This is a genomic window from Nocardia sp. NPDC050435, from assembly GCF_040655395.1.
Taxonomy (GTDB): Bacteria; Actinomycetota; Actinomycetes; order Mycobacteriales; family Mycobacteriaceae; genus Nocardia.
The window spans coordinates 430,758-447,891 of the sequence record NZ_JBFAJW010000001.1 but is presented as its reverse complement, the minus strand read 5'-3'; the positions used below and the strand labels follow the sequence as shown (position 1 = coordinate 447,891).

Annotated in this window: 16 protein-coding genes; 6 read left to right on the top strand and 10 right to left on the bottom strand. The window is 71.4% G+C overall.

The window, feature by feature from the left end:
* Positions 1–38: 38 nt before the first annotated feature.
* Positions 39–1,733 carry a lysine--tRNA ligase gene (gene lysS / locus AB0I43_RS02270; RefSeq protein WP_357431053.1) on the bottom strand — a complete coding sequence of 565 codons (1,695 nt, stop codon included), beginning with the start codon at positions 1,731–1,733 and terminating at the stop codon, positions 39–41.
* Positions 1,734–1,829: 96 nt separating this feature from the next.
* Here lysS and AB0I43_RS02265 point away from each other — a divergent pair, with 96 nt between their 5' ends.
* Together AB0I43_RS02265 and AB0I43_RS02260 are read left to right on the top strand one after the other, a co-directional pair.
* On the top strand, positions 1,830–2,450 hold the full coding sequence (locus AB0I43_RS02265) for a TetR/AcrR family transcriptional regulator (protein ID WP_357431051.1): 621 nt from the start codon (positions 1,830–1,832) through the stop codon (positions 2,448–2,450).
* 25 nt (positions 2,451–2,475) lie between these two features.
* Positions 2,476–3,153: an NAD(P)H-binding protein gene (locus AB0I43_RS02260; RefSeq protein ID WP_357431049.1), complete on the top strand. Its 678-nt coding sequence runs from the start codon at positions 2,476–2,478 to the stop codon at positions 3,151–3,153.
* On the opposite strand, the gene AB0I43_RS02255 is transcribed toward AB0I43_RS02260, so the two are convergent.
* From AB0I43_RS02255 to katG, 5 genes are all read right to left on the bottom strand, one after another.
* The gene (locus AB0I43_RS02255) at positions 3,150–3,542 is read right to left on the bottom strand and encodes a MerR family transcriptional regulator (RefSeq protein ID WP_357431047.1); all 393 of its coding nucleotides are present in this window, start codon (positions 3,540–3,542) and stop codon (positions 3,150–3,152) included. The two genes, AB0I43_RS02260 and AB0I43_RS02255, sit on opposite strands and share 4 nt — an antisense overlap.
* The gene (locus AB0I43_RS02250) at positions 3,539–3,865 is read right to left on the bottom strand and encodes a hypothetical protein (protein WP_357431045.1); all 327 of its coding nucleotides are present in this window, start codon (positions 3,863–3,865) and stop codon (positions 3,539–3,541) included. The genes AB0I43_RS02255 and AB0I43_RS02250 overlap by 4 nt, the downstream gene beginning before the upstream one ends.
* An 85-nt stretch (positions 3,866–3,950) precedes the next feature.
* Positions 3,951–4,895 (bottom strand): zinc-binding dehydrogenase, encoded by a 945-nt coding sequence (locus tag AB0I43_RS02245; RefSeq protein WP_357431043.1) that lies wholly within the window; start codon positions 4,893–4,895, stop codon positions 3,951–3,953.
* A 33-nt stretch (positions 4,896–4,928) separates the two neighbouring features.
* Positions 4,929–6,329 carry an NAD-dependent succinate-semialdehyde dehydrogenase gene (locus tag AB0I43_RS02240; protein ID WP_357431041.1) on the bottom strand — a complete coding sequence of 467 codons (1,401 nt, stop codon included), beginning with the start codon at positions 6,327–6,329 and terminating at the stop codon, positions 4,929–4,931.
* Between the two features lie 137 nt (positions 6,330–6,466).
* Entirely contained in the window at positions 6,467–8,686 is a 2,220-nt protein-coding gene (gene katG, locus AB0I43_RS02235) for a catalase/peroxidase HPI (RefSeq protein WP_357431039.1), read from the bottom strand.
* Between the two features lie 231 nt (positions 8,687–8,917).
* Here katG and AB0I43_RS02230 point away from each other — a divergent pair, with 231 nt between their 5' ends.
* Together AB0I43_RS02230 and AB0I43_RS02225 are read left to right on the top strand one after the other, a co-directional pair.
* Positions 8,918–11,020: an acyltransferase family protein gene (locus AB0I43_RS02230; protein ID WP_357431037.1), complete on the top strand. Its 2,103-nt coding sequence runs from the start codon at positions 8,918–8,920 to the stop codon at positions 11,018–11,020.
* Complete coding sequence (locus AB0I43_RS02225) at positions 11,020–11,919, top strand: alpha/beta fold hydrolase (RefSeq protein ID WP_357431164.1); 900 nt, start codon at positions 11,020–11,022, stop codon at positions 11,917–11,919. Before AB0I43_RS02230 ends, AB0I43_RS02225 begins: the two co-directional genes overlap by 1 nt.
* An 8-nt stretch (positions 11,920–11,927) precedes the next feature.
* Here the strand turns inward: AB0I43_RS02225 and AB0I43_RS02220 are convergent, their stop codons facing one another.
* The 4 genes from AB0I43_RS02220 to AB0I43_RS02205 all read right to left on the bottom strand — a co-directional run bounded on the left by AB0I43_RS02220 (position 11,928) and on the right by AB0I43_RS02205 (position 15,287).
* Positions 11,928–12,866 (bottom strand): sigma-70 family RNA polymerase sigma factor, encoded by a 939-nt coding sequence (locus AB0I43_RS02220; protein WP_356972596.1) that lies wholly within the window; start codon positions 12,864–12,866, stop codon positions 11,928–11,930.
* A 10-nt stretch (positions 12,867–12,876) separates the two neighbouring features.
* A complete protein-coding gene (locus AB0I43_RS02215; protein WP_356972595.1) occupies positions 12,877–14,064 on the bottom strand; it encodes an FAD-dependent oxidoreductase in 1,188 nt (395 codons plus the stop codon).
* 127 nt (positions 14,065–14,191) lie between these two features.
* Positions 14,192–14,569 (bottom strand): YciI family protein, encoded by a 378-nt coding sequence (locus AB0I43_RS02210; protein WP_357431035.1) that lies wholly within the window; start codon positions 14,567–14,569, stop codon positions 14,192–14,194.
* 58 nt (positions 14,570–14,627) lie between these two features.
* Positions 14,628–15,287 (bottom strand): TetR/AcrR family transcriptional regulator, encoded by a 660-nt coding sequence (locus AB0I43_RS02205; protein WP_357431033.1) that lies wholly within the window; start codon positions 15,285–15,287, stop codon positions 14,628–14,630.
* Positions 15,288–15,341: 54 nt separating this feature from the next.
* Here AB0I43_RS02205 and AB0I43_RS02200 point away from each other — a divergent pair, with 54 nt between their 5' ends.
* Both AB0I43_RS02200 and AB0I43_RS02195 read left to right on the top strand, forming a co-directional pair.
* Positions 15,342–15,974: a DUF3159 domain-containing protein gene (locus AB0I43_RS02200; RefSeq protein WP_356972592.1), complete on the top strand. Its 633-nt coding sequence runs from the start codon at positions 15,342–15,344 to the stop codon at positions 15,972–15,974.
* 49 nt (positions 15,975–16,023) lie between these two features.
* Positions 16,024–17,124, top strand: coding sequence for a serine hydrolase domain-containing protein (locus AB0I43_RS02195; protein WP_357431031.1), 1,101 nt, complete (start codon positions 16,024–16,026; stop codon positions 17,122–17,124).
* The last annotated feature ends 10 nt before the right edge of the window (positions 17,125–17,134 follow it).

Genomic DNA, 17,134 nt, shown 5'->3' with positions numbered 1-17,134 from the left:
GCGGCGTCACCCGAATCGGGTGAGGAGCGGACCGAATATCAGCTGGGCGTCAGCAGCGTTCGCGCGCGGTCGGGGCCGAGGGAGAGCAGCAGGGTGGGCAGGCGCGGGCCGGTGTCGCGGGAGACCAGCAGCTGGTACAGGGCCTTGAAGAAGGTGCGCTGCTGCTTCTTCAGCTCGGGGGTCGGGTCGGCGTCGGCGGGCAGACCCGCCAGCAGTTTCGGAATAGCGTAGACCGTCGTGGTCAGGCCGGGCAGGGTCCAGTCGGTGACCATGCGTTCGACCAGAAGTGCTACGCCACCGCGGGTTTCGGGGTCGAGGTCCTGCCAGGCGGCGGCGTGGAATTCGGTGCGGACCAGGGTGCGGTCGGTGTCCGGCAGCGCCTCGGTGTAGCGGATCGCGTTGCTCAGGCGCGGCTCCAGCTGGGCCAGGAGTTCCGCGTCGGTGGCGGGCACGTCGCCGGCGCCCTCGGCGGCGAGCTGTTCGCGCAGCAACCGGGCGATCTGGGCGGTGTTGCCCGCGGTGAGATCGACCAGGGCCGACAGCAGGCGGAACGACACCGGGCGGGCCGACTGTTCGACCGACCCGGCGTGCGTGCGCACGCACAGCTCGTAGAGGTGCGCTTCCACCGCGGACGCCCGCCCCGCAACGACTTTCGCGCGATAGCGATCCCACTCGTCGTACAGCCGGACGATCGCCGAGGGCGAGAGGTCGATGGTGAAACCGTTGGCGGGCAGGCGGCGCGCGTAGAGCCAGCGCACCATGGGCGGTTCGAGGATGTCGAGAATGCTGCCCGGGGTGGCGGCCCCGCCGGCGCTGCTCGACAGCTTGCCGCCGCCGCCGGCCGGGCGCACGAACGAATAGACGGCCGTGGACGGCGCCTGCGCGGCGTAGAGCTCCCGGACGATGACGCGCCCGGAGGCGAACGAACTCGTCGGCGCGTGGTGATCCTCCCCGGCCGGTTCGAATTGCACCCCTTCGAAGGCCCACCGCATCGGCCAGTCCACCTTCCACACCAGTTTCCCGGAGGGGTGGCTGCCGTCGGCGAGACTGTGCCCGCCGGTGTGCCCGCAGCGACAGGTGTAGCCGACCGTGTCGCCGTCCCACCCGGTGACCTCGGTCGAATCCTTCCCGCACACTTCGCAATACGGCTTGTACGGGTAGTACGCGGCGCGCCGCTCCTCGACCGGGGTCTCGTGGCGGCCCTCGGTCTGGAACGTCTCGAGAATGTCGAAGATCTCGCCGCGCCGGTCCAGCGCCACCCGGATCCGCTCGTTGTAGGCGCCCGCCGGATAGGCGACCGATTGCCGGACCTCGCGCATCCGGATGCCCAGGCGGTCCAGCGCGTCGGTGAAGCGTGTCATGTGCCGCACGGCGTAGGACTCCTCGCGCCCGTCCGGATCGGGGACCGCGGCCAGCGGCTTGCCGACGTGCTCGGCCCACTGCTTCGGCACTCCCGCAGGCACTTTCCGGAATCGGTCGTAGTCGTCCCAGGAGTGATGGTGGATCGCGTCCAGCCCGCGCGCGAGCAGTTCCTCGGCGATCAGGTGCGCCGTCATCGCCTCGCGCAGGTTGCCGAGGTGGATCTCCCCGGAGGGACTGATCCCCGACGCGCACACCAGTGTCGTCGCACCGGTCTGTTTCGCGTGCTCGACGACGGCGTCGGCGGTGCGGGCGATCCACGACGCCTCACTGGCGGGGTCGCGAGTTTCCGGGAGATCGGGGCTGGACAGCACCGGTACACGCTATCAGCGGCGACCGGCGGTTTCGGCGGTCGATATGCGATACAAGACACAGTTGTTTCGTAAGTCCCGCGGCGTTACGCTCGGCACGTGCCACCACCCGATGCGGCCGAGCCGAAATCCCACGGTCGTCCCCGTGATCCGGAGCGCGACACCGCCCTGCTGGCGGCGGTCAGCGAGATCCTGCCCGAGGTCGGATACGACCGGCTGACAATGGATTCCGTCGCGGTCCGGGCGGGCGCGAGCCGCGCGACGGTGTACCGGCGCTGGAAGGACAAATCGGAGCTGGTCCGCGACGCGGTCCGGCTGCTGGCCTGGACCGAGCCCGTTCCCGACACCGGCAGCCTGCGCTCGGACCTGCTCGCCGTGGGCGCGATGTATCTCGACCGCGACGGCCCGCGCGATGCGATCCTGTCCGCGATCGCGGCCTCGATCAAACGCGATCCCCGGCTGCGCGACACCGTGGACGAGGTCATCGCCGCACCGCGGCGCGCGGCCTACGCCGCCATCGTCGACAACGCCCGCGCCCGCGGGGAGATCGCCGCCACCGCCGACACGGCACTCATCGCGGACGTGGTGCCCGCGATGATCTTCTACCGGCTCCTCGATTCCGAAGAGCCCCTCGACGGCGACTACTACGAGCGCGTCGTCGCCTCCTTGATCGTCCCCCTCTTGACGGGGAAAGCCGCCGATTCCGGTGCGGCGCACTGAATTCACATCCAGCACGGGGGTAGTAATGAAGATCGTCGTCTTCGGCGCGAGCGGCCCGACCGGACTCCAGGTGGTCCGCCAGGCGCTGACGAGAAACCAGCAGGTCACCGCGGCGGTACGCCGGCCCGGGGAATTTCCCGTCACGGATCCCCTGCTCCGGGTCGTGCGCACGGACGCGCGCGACGGCGACGCGGTCGCGGCCGCCCTCGCGGGCAGCGACGCCGTGATCTCGATCCTGGGCGGGAGCTACACCTGGAAACCCGTCTCGATCTTCACCGACGGCGTCGGAAACATCTTGCGCGCCATGCGGTTACACGGCGTGCGCCGACTGGTCTGCGTGAGCTCGGTCTGCGTCGCCGGCACCGCGGCCCCGGGCGAAACCCTGCTCTTCCGCACGCTGCTGCTCCCGGCCCTGCGCACCCTGGGCCGGACCGCCTACGCCGACATGGCGCGGATGGAAGACGCGGTCCGCGGCAGCGGGCTCGACTGGACCATCGTCCGCGCCTCCGGCCTGTTCGACGGCGCCGCGAGCACCGACTACACCCTCGCCCCGTCGAGCATCCCCGGCCGCTACACCGCCCGCGCCGATCTGGCCGACGCGCTGCTGAGCACGACGCTGGAGAACCGGTTCCTCGGCGCGTGCGTCGACGTGGTCACCACGACGGGCACACCGCGCCTGACCGACGCCTTCCGGCGCGGCTAGGGCGCGAACGGCATCGGGCACTCCGGAGATTCGCTGCACGCCACCAGATCCGCGCATCCGGCGTGCAACGCCGCCGCCAGGGTGGCGCGGACGGCGGTGAGTTCGGCCAGCTTCCGGTCGACCTCGCCGAGCTTTCCGGCCACCAGTCCCGGCAGGTCCGCGTCGGGCTGCCGCCGGGCGAGCAGGTCCGCGACCTCCGCGAGGGTGAAGCCGAGCCGCTGGGCGGCCTTGATCACCCGCAACACGGTCACCGACGCCTCCGGATACAGCCGGTGCCCGCCCAGGGTGCGGCCGGGCTCGGCGAGCAGGCCGCGCCGCTCGTAGTACCGCAGCGTCTGGACGTTCACCCCGGCCGCCGCGGCCAGCTGGCCGGTGCGCAACCCGGTCACCGGACCGCACGCTCCGCGAGGGCCTCGAGCACCGAGACATACGGCGGCGGAACCTCCACGCCCATGACCACGCCGTCCGCGGTGGCGGCGAAGTCGAAGCCGAAGAACGAACAGCACTCGCTTTCGCGCCCGGCCAGCTCCCGCGCGACCGCTTCGGCCCGCGCGTCCACGAGCAGCTCCAGTCGTCGCGGTCCGCGCCGGCGCACTGTCCGGACCGAGGTGCGCAGGAACCGGTCGAACTCGGCCACCCGGATCGGCCGGTCCGCGCTCGGCAGGGTGCACGCCGCGGGCAACCGATCCCCGGCAGCAGAGGAAATCGTCATGCTTCGACGGTAAGCCCGTACCCCGGTACCGGATACAACCCCGAGCGAAAGCCGCTCCGCCACTGCGCCGACGGCGATCCGCGCCTCAGCCGATATCGATGACGATCTTGCCGCCGTTGTGCCCGGCGTCGAGCAGCCGATGGGCCTCGGCGATCTGGTCGAGGCCGAGCACTTTCCCGATGCGCGGCCGCGCGAGGCCGCGCTCGAACACCGGTGTCATCTCGAGCAGACGCGCGCGCTCGCGGGTGAGGAAGATGCCGTACAGCGTCTGGTTACGCTGGTACAGCGAGTCCAGCGCGGTATCGGGCGCGAGGATCGTCGCGACCCGGCCGCCGTCGCGGGTGGCGGACAGACTGCGCGCCACGTTCTCCCCGCCGACGGTGTCCAGCACGGCATCCACGCCGCGGCCGCCGGTGTGCTCCCGGGCCACCTCGACGAAATCCTCCGACTTGTAGTCGATCGGCGTCGCACCCAGCTCCCGCACCAGCTCCGCGTGGTCGGCTCCGGCCGTGGCGAGCACGGACGCGCCTGCCGCGCGGGCGAATTGGATCGCGAAGGACCCGACGCCGCCGGACCCGCCGTGCACCAGCACGACCTGCCCCGGCCGCACGGCCAGCCGCCGGACGATCGCCTCCCAGGCCGTCCCACCGGCCAGGGGAATCGCGGCCGCCTCGCCGAAGGACAGCGCCGCGGGTTTCGGCGCGACGATCGCGGCGGAAGCGGCGTGGAATTCGGCGTACGCGGCACCGCCGTCGGCCAGCTCCGAGGTGTAGAACACCTCGTCCCCGACCGCGAAATCACTGACCCCCGGCCCGATTTCGGCGACGACACCGGCCACATCACTGCCCAGCACCGCCGGCAACGGCAGCCGCGGATTCGCCGCGCCTTCCCGCACAAGCGCGTCCACCGGGTTCGCGCTCGAGGCGTGCACCCGCACCAGCACCTCGCCCGGCCCGGCGATCGGTGTCCGTACCTCCTGGACCTCGAGGACGTCGGGCCCACCGAATTCCTTGATCGACGCTGCACGCATACTGCACCCTCTCTCTCGGGACGATCGTGATGTCTAGCCGCCCGCCCCCGCGATCGGGGACTTTTCGGGGACGGTGCGAATCAGCTTGTGGTTGGCGAACTCTCCGAGGCCGTAGTGCGAGAGCTCACGCCCGTAGCCCGAGCGCTCGACGCCGCCGAAGGGCAGCTCGGGCGCGGTCCCGGTCGGATGGTTGATCCACACCATGCCGCTGTCGAGCCGGTCCGCGACCGCGCGGGCGGCCTCGGCGTCACCCGAGTACACGGTGGCGCCCAGCCCGAAGGTCGAGGCGTTGGCCTGCGTCACCGCGTCGTCGGCGTCCTCGACCGCGTAGACGACGGCAACCGGACCGAACAGCTCCTCGTGGAACGCGCGCATCTCCGCGGTGACACCGGTCAGCACCGTGGCCTCGAAATAGGCGCCGGGACGGGCCATCCGGTGCCCGCCGACCTCGGCCGTCGCGCCGTGGTCGAGGGCGTCCTGGACGATCTCCGCGAGATCGGCGGCGGCCTGCTCGGACGACAGCGGCCCCAGCGTCGTGGACGTGTCCTTCGGGTCGCCCGCGCGCAGCGCCTCGAAAGCGCCGACCAGTCCGGCGACGAATCGGTCGTAGAGCTCGCCGACGACGAAGAATCGCTTCGAGGCCACGCAGCTCTGCCCGGTGTTGGCCATGCGCCCGGTGACCGCGGCCTCGATCAGCCGATCGAAATCCTCGCCCGCGTCGAGCACGACGAACGGATCGCTGCCGCCGAGTTCGAGCACGGACTTCTTCAGGTTCTTCCCGGCGTGCTCGCCCACACTCGCGCCCGCGGCCTCGCTGCCGGTCAGCGAGACGCCCTTGATCGCGGGATTGCCGATGATGCGCGCGATCTTCGAGCCGGAGACGAACAGATTCGTGTACACACCCGCGGGCGCACCGGCGTCGGCGAACAGCCGCTCCAGGGCCAGCGCCGACTGCGGGCAATTGCTGGCGTGCTTGATCAGCACCGTATTGCCGAGCGCCAGGTTCGGGGCGGCGAAGCGGACCACCTGATACAGCGGGAAGTTCCAGGGCATGATGCCCAGCAGCGTCCCGATCGGGACGGTGCGCACGATCGCCGAGCCGTCGTCGACCTCGATGGTCTCGTCGGCGGTCATCGCCGCGCTGTTGTCCGCGTAGTACCGCAGGATCGACGCGGCCAGGGCCACCTCGCCCTCGCTCTCGCCGATCAGCTTGCCCATCTCGAGGGTCAGCAACGACGCGAGCTCGTCCACCCGGTCGGCCATGAGCTCCGCGGCGCGGGCGAGGACGGCCGCGCGCTCGGCGGCGGGCCGGGCCCGCCACGCGGGATACGCGGCCGCCGCGGCGTCGACGGCCGCGTCGACCTGCTGGTCACTGAACTCGTCGAACTCCGCGACCGTGCTGTTGTCGGCCGGGTTGATCGTCGCGATCGCCATGAATCACACCTTTCGACGGGGTTGCGGCTCCGACCGCTATAGCCCGTGCGAAGGACGGCAAACGCACAGTGACATGCCGCACTGGTCAGTGCGGAACCGGGCCGCCCGCGGGCGGCCCGGTTCTCGATCGACGCGGATCAGGCCAGGTCGAAGCGGTCGTTCTCGGCGACCTTGATCCAGGCGGCCACGAAATCGGCGACGAACTTCGCGCCCGCGTCCCGCTGGGCGTACACCTCGGCCACCGCGCGCAGCACCGAGTGCGAGCCGAAGACCAGGTCGTTGGCCGTCGCGGTCCACTTGGTCGCGCCGGTACGCCGGTCGACGCCCTCGTAGACGTTGGCCGCGGACCCGGACGGCTTCCACTCGGTGTCCATGTCGAGCACGTTGACGAAGAAATCCGTGCTCAGCGTGCCCGGGCGGTCGGTGAAGACGCCGTGGGCGCTGCCGCCGTAGGTGGCGCCGAGGGCACGCAGTCCGCCGATCAGGACCGTCATTTCGGGCGCGGTCAGGTCGAGCATGTACGCGCGGTCCAGCAGCAGCCGTTCCAGCGGCGCCTTCTCCCCTTCGCGGACGTAGTTGCGGAACCCGTCGGCGCGCGGTTCGAGCACCGCGAACGACGCCACGTCGGTGGCGTCCTGGGTCGCGTCGGTCCGGCCGGGCCGGAACGGCACCGTGATCTCGTGACCGGCGTCCCGGGCCGCCTTTTCCACGGCGGCGGCGCCGGCGAGCACGATCACGTCGGCCAGCGAGACCTGCTTGCCGCCGGAACCGTTGAAGTCCTGCTGGATCCGTTCCAGCACGGGCAGCACCTCGGCCAGTTCCGCGGGTTCGTTGACCTCCCAATTCCGTTGCGGCTCCAGGCGGATTCGCGCGCCGTTGGCGCCGCCGCGCTTGTCGGTGCTGCGGAAGCTGGCCGCGGCCGCCCACGCGGTTTTGACCAGCTGCGTGACCGACAGCCCCGAGTCCAGGATCCGGGCCTTGAGCGCGACGATGTCGGGCGCGTCGATCAGTTCGTGCTCGACGGCGGGCACCGGATCCTGCCACAGCTGCGGCTCGGCCACCCACGGCCCCAGGTAGCGGCTGACCGGGCCCATGTCGCGGTGCAGCAGCTTGTACCAGGCCTTGGCGAACGCCTCGGCCAGTTCCTCCGGATGCTCGAGCCACCGGCTGGTGATCTCGCGGTAGACCGGATCCTCGCGCAGGGACAGATCGGTGGTCAGCATGGTGGGCTTGCGCGCGGGTCCGTCGAACGGATCCGGGATCGTGTTCTCGGCGTCCTTGGCCGTCCACTGCCAGGCGCCGGCGGGGCTCTTGGTCAGCTCCCACTCGTACCCGTAGAGGTTCTGCAGAAAACCGTTGCCCCACTTGGTGGGTGTGGCCGTCCACACCACCTCGAGGCCGCTGGTGATCGCGTCCTTGCCCTTGCCGGTGCCGAAGGCGCTCTTCCAGCCCAGGCCCTGCTGCTCGAGCGGCGCGGCCTCGGGTTCGGGGCCGACCAGCTCGGCGTCGCCGGCGCCGTGGGTCTTGCCGAAGCTGTGGCCGCCGACGATCAGGGCCGCGGTCTCCTCGTCGTTCATGGCCATGCGGCCGAACGTCTCGCGGATGTCGCGGGCGGCGGCGACCGGATCCGGCTGTCCGTTGGGCCCTTCGGGATTCACATAGATCAGGCCCATCTGGACCGCGCCGAGCGGACCCGACAGCTCCCGCTCGCCGCTGTAGCGCTCGTCGCCGAGCCAGGTGTCCTCCGGCCCCCAGAAGACCTCCTCCGGTTCCCAGATATCGGGCCGGCCGAAGCCGAACCCGAAGGTCTGGAAACCCATGGACTCCAGGGCCACATTGCCGGTGAAGACCAGCAGATCGGCCCAGGAGATCGCGTTGCCGTACTTCTGCTTGACCGGCCACAGCAGCCGGCGGGCCTTGTCCAGGTTGGCGTTGTCGGGCCAGCTGTTGAGCGGCGCGAAGCGCTGCGCCCCTTGGCCGCCGCCGCCACGCCCGTCGGCGATGCGGTAGGTGCCCGCGGCATGCCAGCTCATCCGGATGAACAGGCCGCCGTAGTTGCCGTAGTCGGCGGGCCACCAGTCCTGCGAATCGGTCAGCACGGCGGCGACGTCGGCCTTGAGGGCCTCGACGTCGAGCTTCTCGAATTCCTTGGCGTAGTCGAAACTTTCGCCGAGCGGGTTCGATTTGGACGAGTGCGCGTGCAGCACCGAGACATCGATCTGCTCGGGCCACCAGTCCTTGTTGCTGTGCGGGCGCCGGTCCGTCTTGGGTTGCGGGGACGGGATCGCCGGATTCTCGCTCTCGCTTTCGCTGCGAGTCTCGGTGTCGGGAGTGGGTGGACGACTATCGGATGTCACGACATTCCTTCCTGAAATGGGTGATGCGGTCCCCGCAACGACTGCCGGAATTCCGTGGCCGTAGGCACGCCCGGCAGTCTCGTCCGCGAACTGGGGCGGGTCAAGGCTGCTCGCCCGAAGCGCGATCACAGCGGCGAGTCCCGCGCGGCGCGGCTCCGGCGGCGGAATCGCGGATCACATTCTCGGATAGGCTATGTCGGATCCGCCGCGAACTTCTGCCGAGAGTGAGTCGTGTTCAGCCAGTCGTCCTCGCCGTCCGAAACCCCGGCCACCACGGCGAACGGCAGATCCGCCGCGATCGCGACGCGCGATCCCGCGCGGCGGGCGAGCGGTTACCGCCGCGATCTCGACGGCTTGCGCGGAGTGGCGATCCTGCTGGTGGTCGCCTTCCATATCTGGTTCCGGCGGGTCTCCGGCGGCGTCGACGTGTTCCTGGTGCTGTCGGGCTTCTTCTTCACCGGAATGCTGCTGCGCAGAGTCGAATCCGACGATTCCGGGCCGATCCTGCCCACGCTGCGCCGCACGGCGAAGCGGCTGCTGCCCGCGCTGGTGGTGGTGCTCGCGGCGGTGTCGGTCGCCTCGGTGCTGCTCAGTCCCTACACCCAGTGGGCCGGCATCGCCGACCAGACGCTGGCCTCGATATTCTACTACCAGAACTGGCAGCTGGCGCTGACATGGTCGGATTACCTGGCGGCCGACCCGTCGGTGAGCCCGCTCCAGCACCTGTGGTCGATGGCGGTGCAGGGCCAGTTCTATCTTGCGGCGCTGCTGGTGATCGCGGTGCTGGCCGGGCTGCTGCGGCAGTTCGGGCGCGGCGAGATGCTGCGCCCGGTGGTGCTGATCCTGACCCTGGTCGTGGTGCCGCTGTCGTTCGTCTACGCGATGCGCGGCACCGAAACACACCAGGCCTGGAACTATTACGACACCTTCGCCCGCGGCTGGGAACTGCTCACGGGATCCGCCCTCGCCGTCCTGGCGCCGCTGATTCGCCTGGCCCGGCCGATCCGGCAGACACTCGCGGTGCTCGGCCTGGCCGGTGTGCTGCTCTGCGGCGTGGTGCTCGACGGCGCGAACCAGTTCCCCGGCCCGGCGGCCCTGTTGCCCGTCGCCGCCACCGTCGCCGTCATCCTGGCCGGCGCGAATCTCGTTGCCGCCGAACGGCCCGCGCCGAATCGCTGGCTGGCCAGCCCGGTGCCGGTCCGGCTCGGCGAGCTGGCCTACGGCCTCTACCTGTGGCATTGGCCCCTGCTCATCTTCTACATGGCCGAGTCCGGGCAGCACCGGGTCGGTCCGGCGGCGGGACTGGCGCTCATCGCGTTGTCGCTGGCGCTGGCGTGGTTCACGCACCGCTGCATCGAGCAGCCGCTGCGCGGCAGGTCACGGGCGCGCCACTGGGCCGGCCCGGTCGTCGCGCTGCTCGGGGTGCTGGTGGTGTCGGCGTCCTCGATCTGGCACGTGGTGATCGACGCGCGGCCCGACGAGCCGATCGCCGGGCTGGACCAGAATCTCTATCCGGGCGCCGAAGCACTCGTCCACGGCATCCCCGTGCCCCCGGCGCCCTTGCGCCCCAGCCTGTTCGAGGCCGCGGCCGACGTGCCGCCCCCGACCCGGGACGGGTGCATCGCGGACTGGGACACCCGCGAGGTGATCACCTGCGTCTACGGCGACCAGACCGCCGAGCGCACCCTCGCGGTGGTGGGCAGCTCCCATGCCGAGCACTGGCTGCCCGCGCTCCAGGTGCTGGCCGCCGAACACCGGTTCCGGCTCGAGGTCTACCTGAAGATGGGCTGCCCGCTCACCGTCGCCGCCGCGCCGGAGTACCAGGGCGAATCCAATCCGGACTGCCGCGATTGGTCCCACGAGGTGATCGACCGGCTGGCGGTGGACCGCCCGGACTGGATCTTCACCACCGGCACGCGCCCGGTCGACGAAGGCGGCGACGAAACACCCCGGGACTACCTCGACGTGTGGACGGCGCTGGCCGAGCGCGGCCTGAATGTCGTTGCCATCCGCGACACCCCGTGGCTGCGCCGCGACGGCGGGGTCCGGTATCGCGCCGTCGATTGCCTCGGCGGCGGCGGCGATCCACTCAGCTGCGGAATGCGCCGGGACGCGGCGCTGAGCCCGGTCGATCCGGCCGCCGAACCGGCCGCCGGCTTTCCCAATGTCACGCCGATCGATCTCACCGACGCCGTGTGCCAGACCGACATCTGCCCGGTGGCGGCGGGCAATGTGCTCATCTATCACGACGAGCACCACCTCACCGCCAGCTACTCCCGGTCGCTGGCGCCGGCCCTGGGCCGGGAGCTCGGCCCAGTGCTCCGGTGGTGGTGATGTCCGCGGGCCGCCGCCTCGCGGTGCTCGCGACGCTGGCGGTGCTCGTCGTCGTGCCCGGCGCGACCACCTCCGAGACGCCCGCGGACCCCCTGCCGCGCGCACCGTATCCCGCTGTTTCGCAACGTATTCCGTACGGTCCGGAACCGGATACCTTCGGCGATCTGTACCTCCCGGAGGGCACGGTCGGACGGCTGCCCGTCGTGGTGATGATCCACGGCGGCGGGTGGGCGCAGAACCGGACGCTGACCCACTTCGCCCCGATCTCGCACTCACTGGCCGAAGCGGGAGTCGCGGTCTGGAGCATCGAATACCGCCGGGTGCACGGCGCCGGTGGCTGGCCGGTCACCCTGGCCGACGTCGCCGCGGCGGTGGCGGCGCTGGCGACGGTCGTGCAGGCCCGGGCCGGGCATCGCCTCGATCTGCGGCGGGTGCATCTGGCCGGGCACTCCGCCGGCGGGCACCTCGCGGCCTGGGTCGCGGGACGGCACACCCTGCCGGCGGAGGCTCCCGGGGTCCGGCCCGGTTTCCGCCCGCGCAGCGCCATCCTGATGGCCGGCGTCCTCGACCTCGAGCTCGCCGCAACACACGGCCGGGACGCGTTCGTCCGAGATCTGCTGGGCGGCTTGCCCGATCAGGTCCCCGAGCGGTATCGGACGGCCTCCCCCATCCGGCAGCTCCCGGTCGGCGTGCGCCTGCTGGCCGTGCACGGCGACGCCGACCGCGTCGTCCCGCTCGACCAGAGCCGGCGCTATGTGGACACGGCGATCGCACGCGGCGACAACGCCCGGCTGCTCGTGCTGCCCGGCGTCGGGCACGCGGAGTTCGTCGACGTCGCCTCCGCCGCGTGGGCCCGGACCCGCCAAACCATCCTCGAACAGGTCGACGCGGACCGCTGAGCCGCGCGCTACCACGATTCGATCAGGGGCGCGTCGTGTTCTCGCCGCCGCCAGGCCGCGGCGAGGCGGCGCAGCCGATGCGGCGCGGCGATCGCGTGGAAGCCCGCGATCCTGTTGTCCCGCACCGTGAGAACGGCGATGCCCAGGACACGATCCTCGAGGACGAACAGCACGGCCGGACAGCCGTTGACCACCGCGGCGTGGATCGACAGCGTGCCGCCGGCGAGTCGATGCTTGGCCGGGGACGGCGTCAGGCCCGCGCGGATCGCGGTCGCGATCCGCGCCGGGCTCGCGTAGTGGATCAGCTTCTCCGCCAGCCCGCCGACGCCGTCGGAGACGCCGGTCGCATCGTCGGTCAGCAGCGCGATCAGGCGTTCGGTGCGCCCGGAGGAGGCCGCCGCGAGGAACGCGGCCACGATCCGGCGGGCGGCGGCCTGATCGGCGATGGCCTCGGTGCGGACCGGAGCGAGGCGACGCCGGGCCCGGTGCAGGTGCTGCTGGCTCCCGGCCTCGGTCAGCGCGAGCATGGCGGCTATCTCGGCGTGGCTGTACGAAAACGCCTCGCGCAGCACATAAACGGCCCGTTCGATCGGGGTGAGCTGTTCCAGCACGGTCAGCATCGCCAAGGTCACCGATTCGCGCTGCACGAGCGTCTCGGCCGGACCGAGCATCGGGTCGGCGTCCAGCAGGGGTTCCGGCAGCCAGGCGCCGGAGGCGCGTTCGCGCCGCGCCGCCGCCGAGCGCAGCCGGTCGAGCGCCAGGTTGGTGACGATCTTCGTCAGCCAGGCTTCGGGCACCTCGACGTACTCCCGGTCGGCGGCGTGCCACCGCAGGAACGCCTCCTGCACCACGTCCTCGGCGTCGTGGGCCGAGCCGAGCAGCCGATAGGCGATCGAGGCCAGCCGGTCCCGGCCGGCCTCGAAATGCGCTGCGGTGGCGATGTTCACGAGCGTGACTCTAGGCGGCGACCGCCGCCGCGGCGCGGTTGTCCGCGCGCAGCCGGTATCGGCGAGTGGGCCGGCCGAAGGTCGGGCGGCTGATCGACCAGCCGCTGAGCGCCACGATCACGGCCTTCACCCGCGCCGCCGGGCGGCCGCAGAGGGCCCCGGGCTTCGCCCGGCCCGAGCTGTCGATCACCTGGAAGATCCCGTCCGCGCGGCCGAGGCTGATGTGATTGGCGAGGTGGGACAGCGCGGTCGTCTTGATCTCGCGTCCGGTCAGCTCGCCGACGATCGCGGCCACCGCCTGGGTGGCGGTGAACCCGGCCGACGCGCACGACATCGGCAGCGGGCGGCCGTTGTCGCCGTGCACGAAAACGCAGTCGCCCGCGACGAAGACGCCCGGATGCGAGACCGACCGCATCTGCCGGTCGACGATGATCCGGCCGTCGGCCCGGACTGCGAGCCCGCTCGCCGCGGCGATCGGGGCGACGGCGAAGCCGGCCGCCCAGACGGTCACGTCCGCGGCCAGCGCGGCGCCGCCGCCGACCAGCACCCGCGTCGGTTCCACCCGCTCGACGGTGGTGTGCTCGTGGATCTCGATGCCGAGGCGAGCGAACGCGTCCAGCAGGTGGCGGCGCGCCTTCGGCCCGAGCCAGCCACCCAGTTCGCCACTGGTGGCCAGGGCGACCGGCAGGCCGGGATGCGCCTCGGCGATCTCGGTCACCGCCTCGATCGCGGTGAGGTTCCCGCCGACGACCAGCACCCTCGCCCGCTCCCCCAGCCCGGCCAGCCGCGCGCGCAGCGCCCGGGCGGACGGGCGTCCGGCGACGTGGAAGGCGTGCTCGGCCACACCGGGGACGCCGTGGTCGGCGCTGGTGCTCCCGAGCGCGTAGAGCAGGGTGTCGTACCCGAGCCGATCCGCGCCCGCCGCGTCGGTGAGCGCGACGGTGCGGCACGCGGTGTCGATCCCGGTGACACGGGCCACGCGGAGTCGAATCCCGGTGCCCGCGAACACCTCCGACAGGGGCCGGTGCGGCAGGTCGTGGCCGGCGGCGAGCTGGTGCAGGCGCAGGCGCTCCACGAAATCGGGTTCGGCGTTGACGACGGTGATCTCGACGTCGTCGGCATGCAGCTTGCGGGCCAGGGTTCCGGCGGAGAAGGCTCCGGCGTATCCGGCCCCGAGGACGACGATGCGGTGCTTCATGATTCGCTCCTGTCTGGTTCGCGTACCCCCTGAACGAGACAGCGCCGGTTTTCCTGACAGCCCCGGACAGTGAGGCGCGTCACCGGGGCCGGAGCGCCCCGGTGGCCCGCCGCACCGGCTCGAGCGGCTAGTTGCCCGGTTCTTCCTGCAGCGCGCGGACTTCCACGCGCGAGCCGACCGCGGCCGAGGCCTGCTCGGCCCACGCGATCGCGGCCGCCTCGTCGTCGGCGTTGATGATCCAGAAGCCGCCGACGTACTCGGGCGCCTCCACGAACGGCGCGCGGGTGTGGGTCGGGGTGGCGCCGGTGGCGTCGACGGTGATCGCGGTCGAGGGCGGGTGCAGGCCGCCCGCGTGGACCAGCGCCTGCGCCGCGACCAGATCGTTGTTGAGCTTCTCGACCGCCGCCATCAGAGCTTCCAGCTCGGCGGGATCCATCTCCTGCATCGCGGCCATCGTCGGCTCGTCGGCGGTGTTGTGGGGCAGGGTCAGAAAGTACTGCGGCATCGTTTTCTCCTTGTTTCTCGGTGAGTGTTGTTCGGTAGACCGGGGCGGCGCGGGGAAATCATCGGTGCCCACCCGCCGCGCCCGCTGCGGCGAGGGAGCCCCGCACGCGGGCCGGGTCGTCGCCGAACCCGACGCACAGGCGCAGCAGCGCGTCGGCGAGCACGTGGCGGGCGAGTTCGGGCGGCACGGTGGCGGTGAGCGCGAGCGTGGTGACCCCGTGCTGCATCGCCCACAGCTCGGCCGCCCACATCGTCACTCGCGCAGGGTCTTCGGGCTGGAAGCGAGCGCTGTCGACGCAGGCCGCGACCAGATCCGTGATCGCCTCGAAGGCCGCGCGCCCCGGACCGTCACCCGGACCGGGGCCCACCGGTGGCGGATCGACGAACATGAACCGATACAGCCGCGGTTCGGCGACCCCGAAATCGAGGTAGGCGAACGCCGCCGCCGCGAGCGCGGCGACCGGATCCGCGGTGGCCCGCGCCGCCGCGGACGTGGCCGTGGCCAGCCGCGCGAACCCCCGCGCGCGCAGTTCTCCGTGCAGTGCGCCGGTCGCGCCGAACCGGCTGTAGATCGCCATGGTCGAGGTGCCGGCGGCACGGGCGATGCGGCGCACGGTCAGCGCCTGGGAGCCCTCCTGTTCCAGGATCGTGGCGGCCGCGGACAGCAGTTCACCGGCGGTGACCCGCGCTGCCGCCGAGACCTGATCCTGTTCGGGCACTGAGGAATCCCTTCTTCCGCCCACACCGTATAACAAAGTTATAGTCTGGGGAACATGTCCGTGAGATCTGCCGGCGATCGCCGGGCGAGCACCTGGTGGGCCGAAGCCGTGCTGGCCGCCGTGCCGCCGGGCGCGTTCGCCGTGGCGGCATCGATGACGGGATTGACCACCGCGCTGGTGCTGACAGCGGCGGTCACCGCGGGCATCGGTGTGCTGGCGCTGCGGTGGTTGCGCTCGGCGCGCCCGATCATCGGCGCGTGCGTCGGCGTCGGCATCTCGGCGCTGTTCGCCCTGCGCAGCGGTCAGGCCCGCGATTTCTTCCTGCCCGATCTCTGGTATCCGCCGGTGCTGGCCGGCATCCTCGTGCTTTCGACCGTGCTGGGCTATCCGCTGGTCGGCGTGCTGTGGAGCGTCGCGCGCCGCCGTCCGTTCGGCTGGCGGGCGGATCCGGTCTCGCGGCGACTGTTCGGCGCGGTGAGCCTGGCCGTGGCCGCGGCGTTCCTGACGCGCTTCGCGATCCAGTTCGCGATCTACCGCCAGGGCGATCTGGGCTGGCTCTCGGTGGGGCGCATCGCCACCGGGCTGCCGCTGACCGCGGTGATGCTGGCGCTGATCGTGCTGGCGATCCGGCGGGCCGATCGCCGCGAACGCGAGCACGCCGAGGTCGGGAAACCTCCCGCCCTCTGATACCGCAGGGGGATCCGGATCTGTGGTGCGGGCCTCGAGGATGGATCGCATGCTTCGACTTCCACGACGATCCCTCGGCGTTTTCGCGATTCTCACGGTGCTGGCGCTCGCCGTCGCCGGCTGCGGCGAGACACCCCGCACCCTCGACACCGCCGCCGTGCGGCAATCGCTTGCCCGCCTGCGTTCCGACACCGCGGTATGGGCGCTGGCCCGTGTCCAGGACGGCGAGCGGAGCTGGGATTTCACCAGCGGCACAGCCGAACTCGGCACCGAGACGCCGGTGCCCGCCGACGGGCATTTCCGGATCGGCAGCATTACCAAGACGTTCGTCGCCACCGTGATCCTGCAACTCGTCGCGGAGGGAACGCTGCGGCTCGACGAGCCGGTCGCCGACCGCGTGCCGCGCTACGCGCCGGTGACCGCCGGCGTGACCCTGCGCCACCTCCTCGACAACACCAGCGGTTTGCACGATGTCGTGCGGACGCTGCCCATGCCCGGGCAGCCGGAGTTCTTCCAGATCCGCTGGAAGAGCTGGTCTCCTTCGGAGCTGCTCGATCGAGCCCTGGGCTACCCGGTGTCCTTCGCGCCCGGTTCGGCCTACGAGTACTCGACGACCAACTACCTGCTGCTGGGCGAAGTGATCCAGGAGGTCACCGGGCACTCCTACGCGCGCGAGATCACCGACCGGATCATCGCGCCGCTGCGGCTCTCGCACACCTCGCTACCAGGGCAGAACACGACGATCCCCGAGCCGCACCCGCACGGGTATGTACCGGCCGAACACGGCCTGCTCGACTACACCGAGATGAATCCGGCGCTCTTCGGCGCGGGCGGCGAAATGCTCTCCACCACAGCGGATCTCACCACCTTCTTCGCCGCCCTGCTGAGCGGCCGCTTGCTACCGGACGCACTGCTCGCGCGCATGAAGACCGCGGGCGTGCCGGGCTCCAGCTACGGCCTGGGCCTGCGCCATCGGAGCACCTCGTGCGGCCTCGACGCCTTCGGCAACGACGGTGACGCGCTGACCCACCAGTCCTGGTCGTTCACCGCGGGCGCGCGGCAGGTGACCCTGGCGCTCGGGCCGAATTTCACCGGCGATCCCGACGACGCCGTGGACGCCTTCCTCGATGCCGCCCTCTGCGCGATCTGAGCCGCTCGGC

Excerpts from the sequence above, each read along its gene's own strand:
- AB0I43_RS02250 (WP_357431045.1), bottom strand. The coding sequence starts at position 3,865 with ATGACGATTTCCTCTGCTGCCGGGGATCGGTTGCCCGCGGCGTGCACC.
- AB0I43_RS02200 (WP_356972592.1), top strand. The coding sequence starts at position 15,342 with ATGTCCGTGAGATCTGCCGGCGATCGCCGGGCGAGCACCTGGTGGGCC.
- AB0I43_RS02210 (WP_357431035.1), bottom strand. The coding sequence starts at position 14,569 with ATGCCGCAGTACTTTCTGACCCTGCCCCACAACACCGCCGACGAGCCG.
- AB0I43_RS02260 (WP_357431049.1), top strand. The coding sequence starts at position 2,476 with ATGAAGATCGTCGTCTTCGGCGCGAGCGGCCCGACCGGACTCCAGGTG.
- AB0I43_RS02195 (WP_357431031.1), top strand. The coding sequence starts at position 16,024 with ATGCTTCGACTTCCACGACGATCCCTCGGCGTTTTCGCGATTCTCACG.
- AB0I43_RS02225 (WP_357431164.1), top strand. The coding sequence starts at position 11,020 with ATGTCCGCGGGCCGCCGCCTCGCGGTGCTCGCGACGCTGGCGGTGCTC.
- AB0I43_RS02245 (WP_357431043.1), bottom strand. The coding sequence starts at position 4,895 with ATGCGTGCAGCGTCGATCAAGGAATTCGGTGGGCCCGACGTCCTCGAG.
- AB0I43_RS02215 (WP_356972595.1), bottom strand. The coding sequence starts at position 14,064 with ATGAAGCACCGCATCGTCGTCCTCGGGGCCGGATACGCCGGAGCCTTC.
- AB0I43_RS02240 (WP_357431041.1), bottom strand. The coding sequence starts at position 6,329 with ATGGCGATCGCGACGATCAACCCGGCCGACAACAGCACGGTCGCGGAG.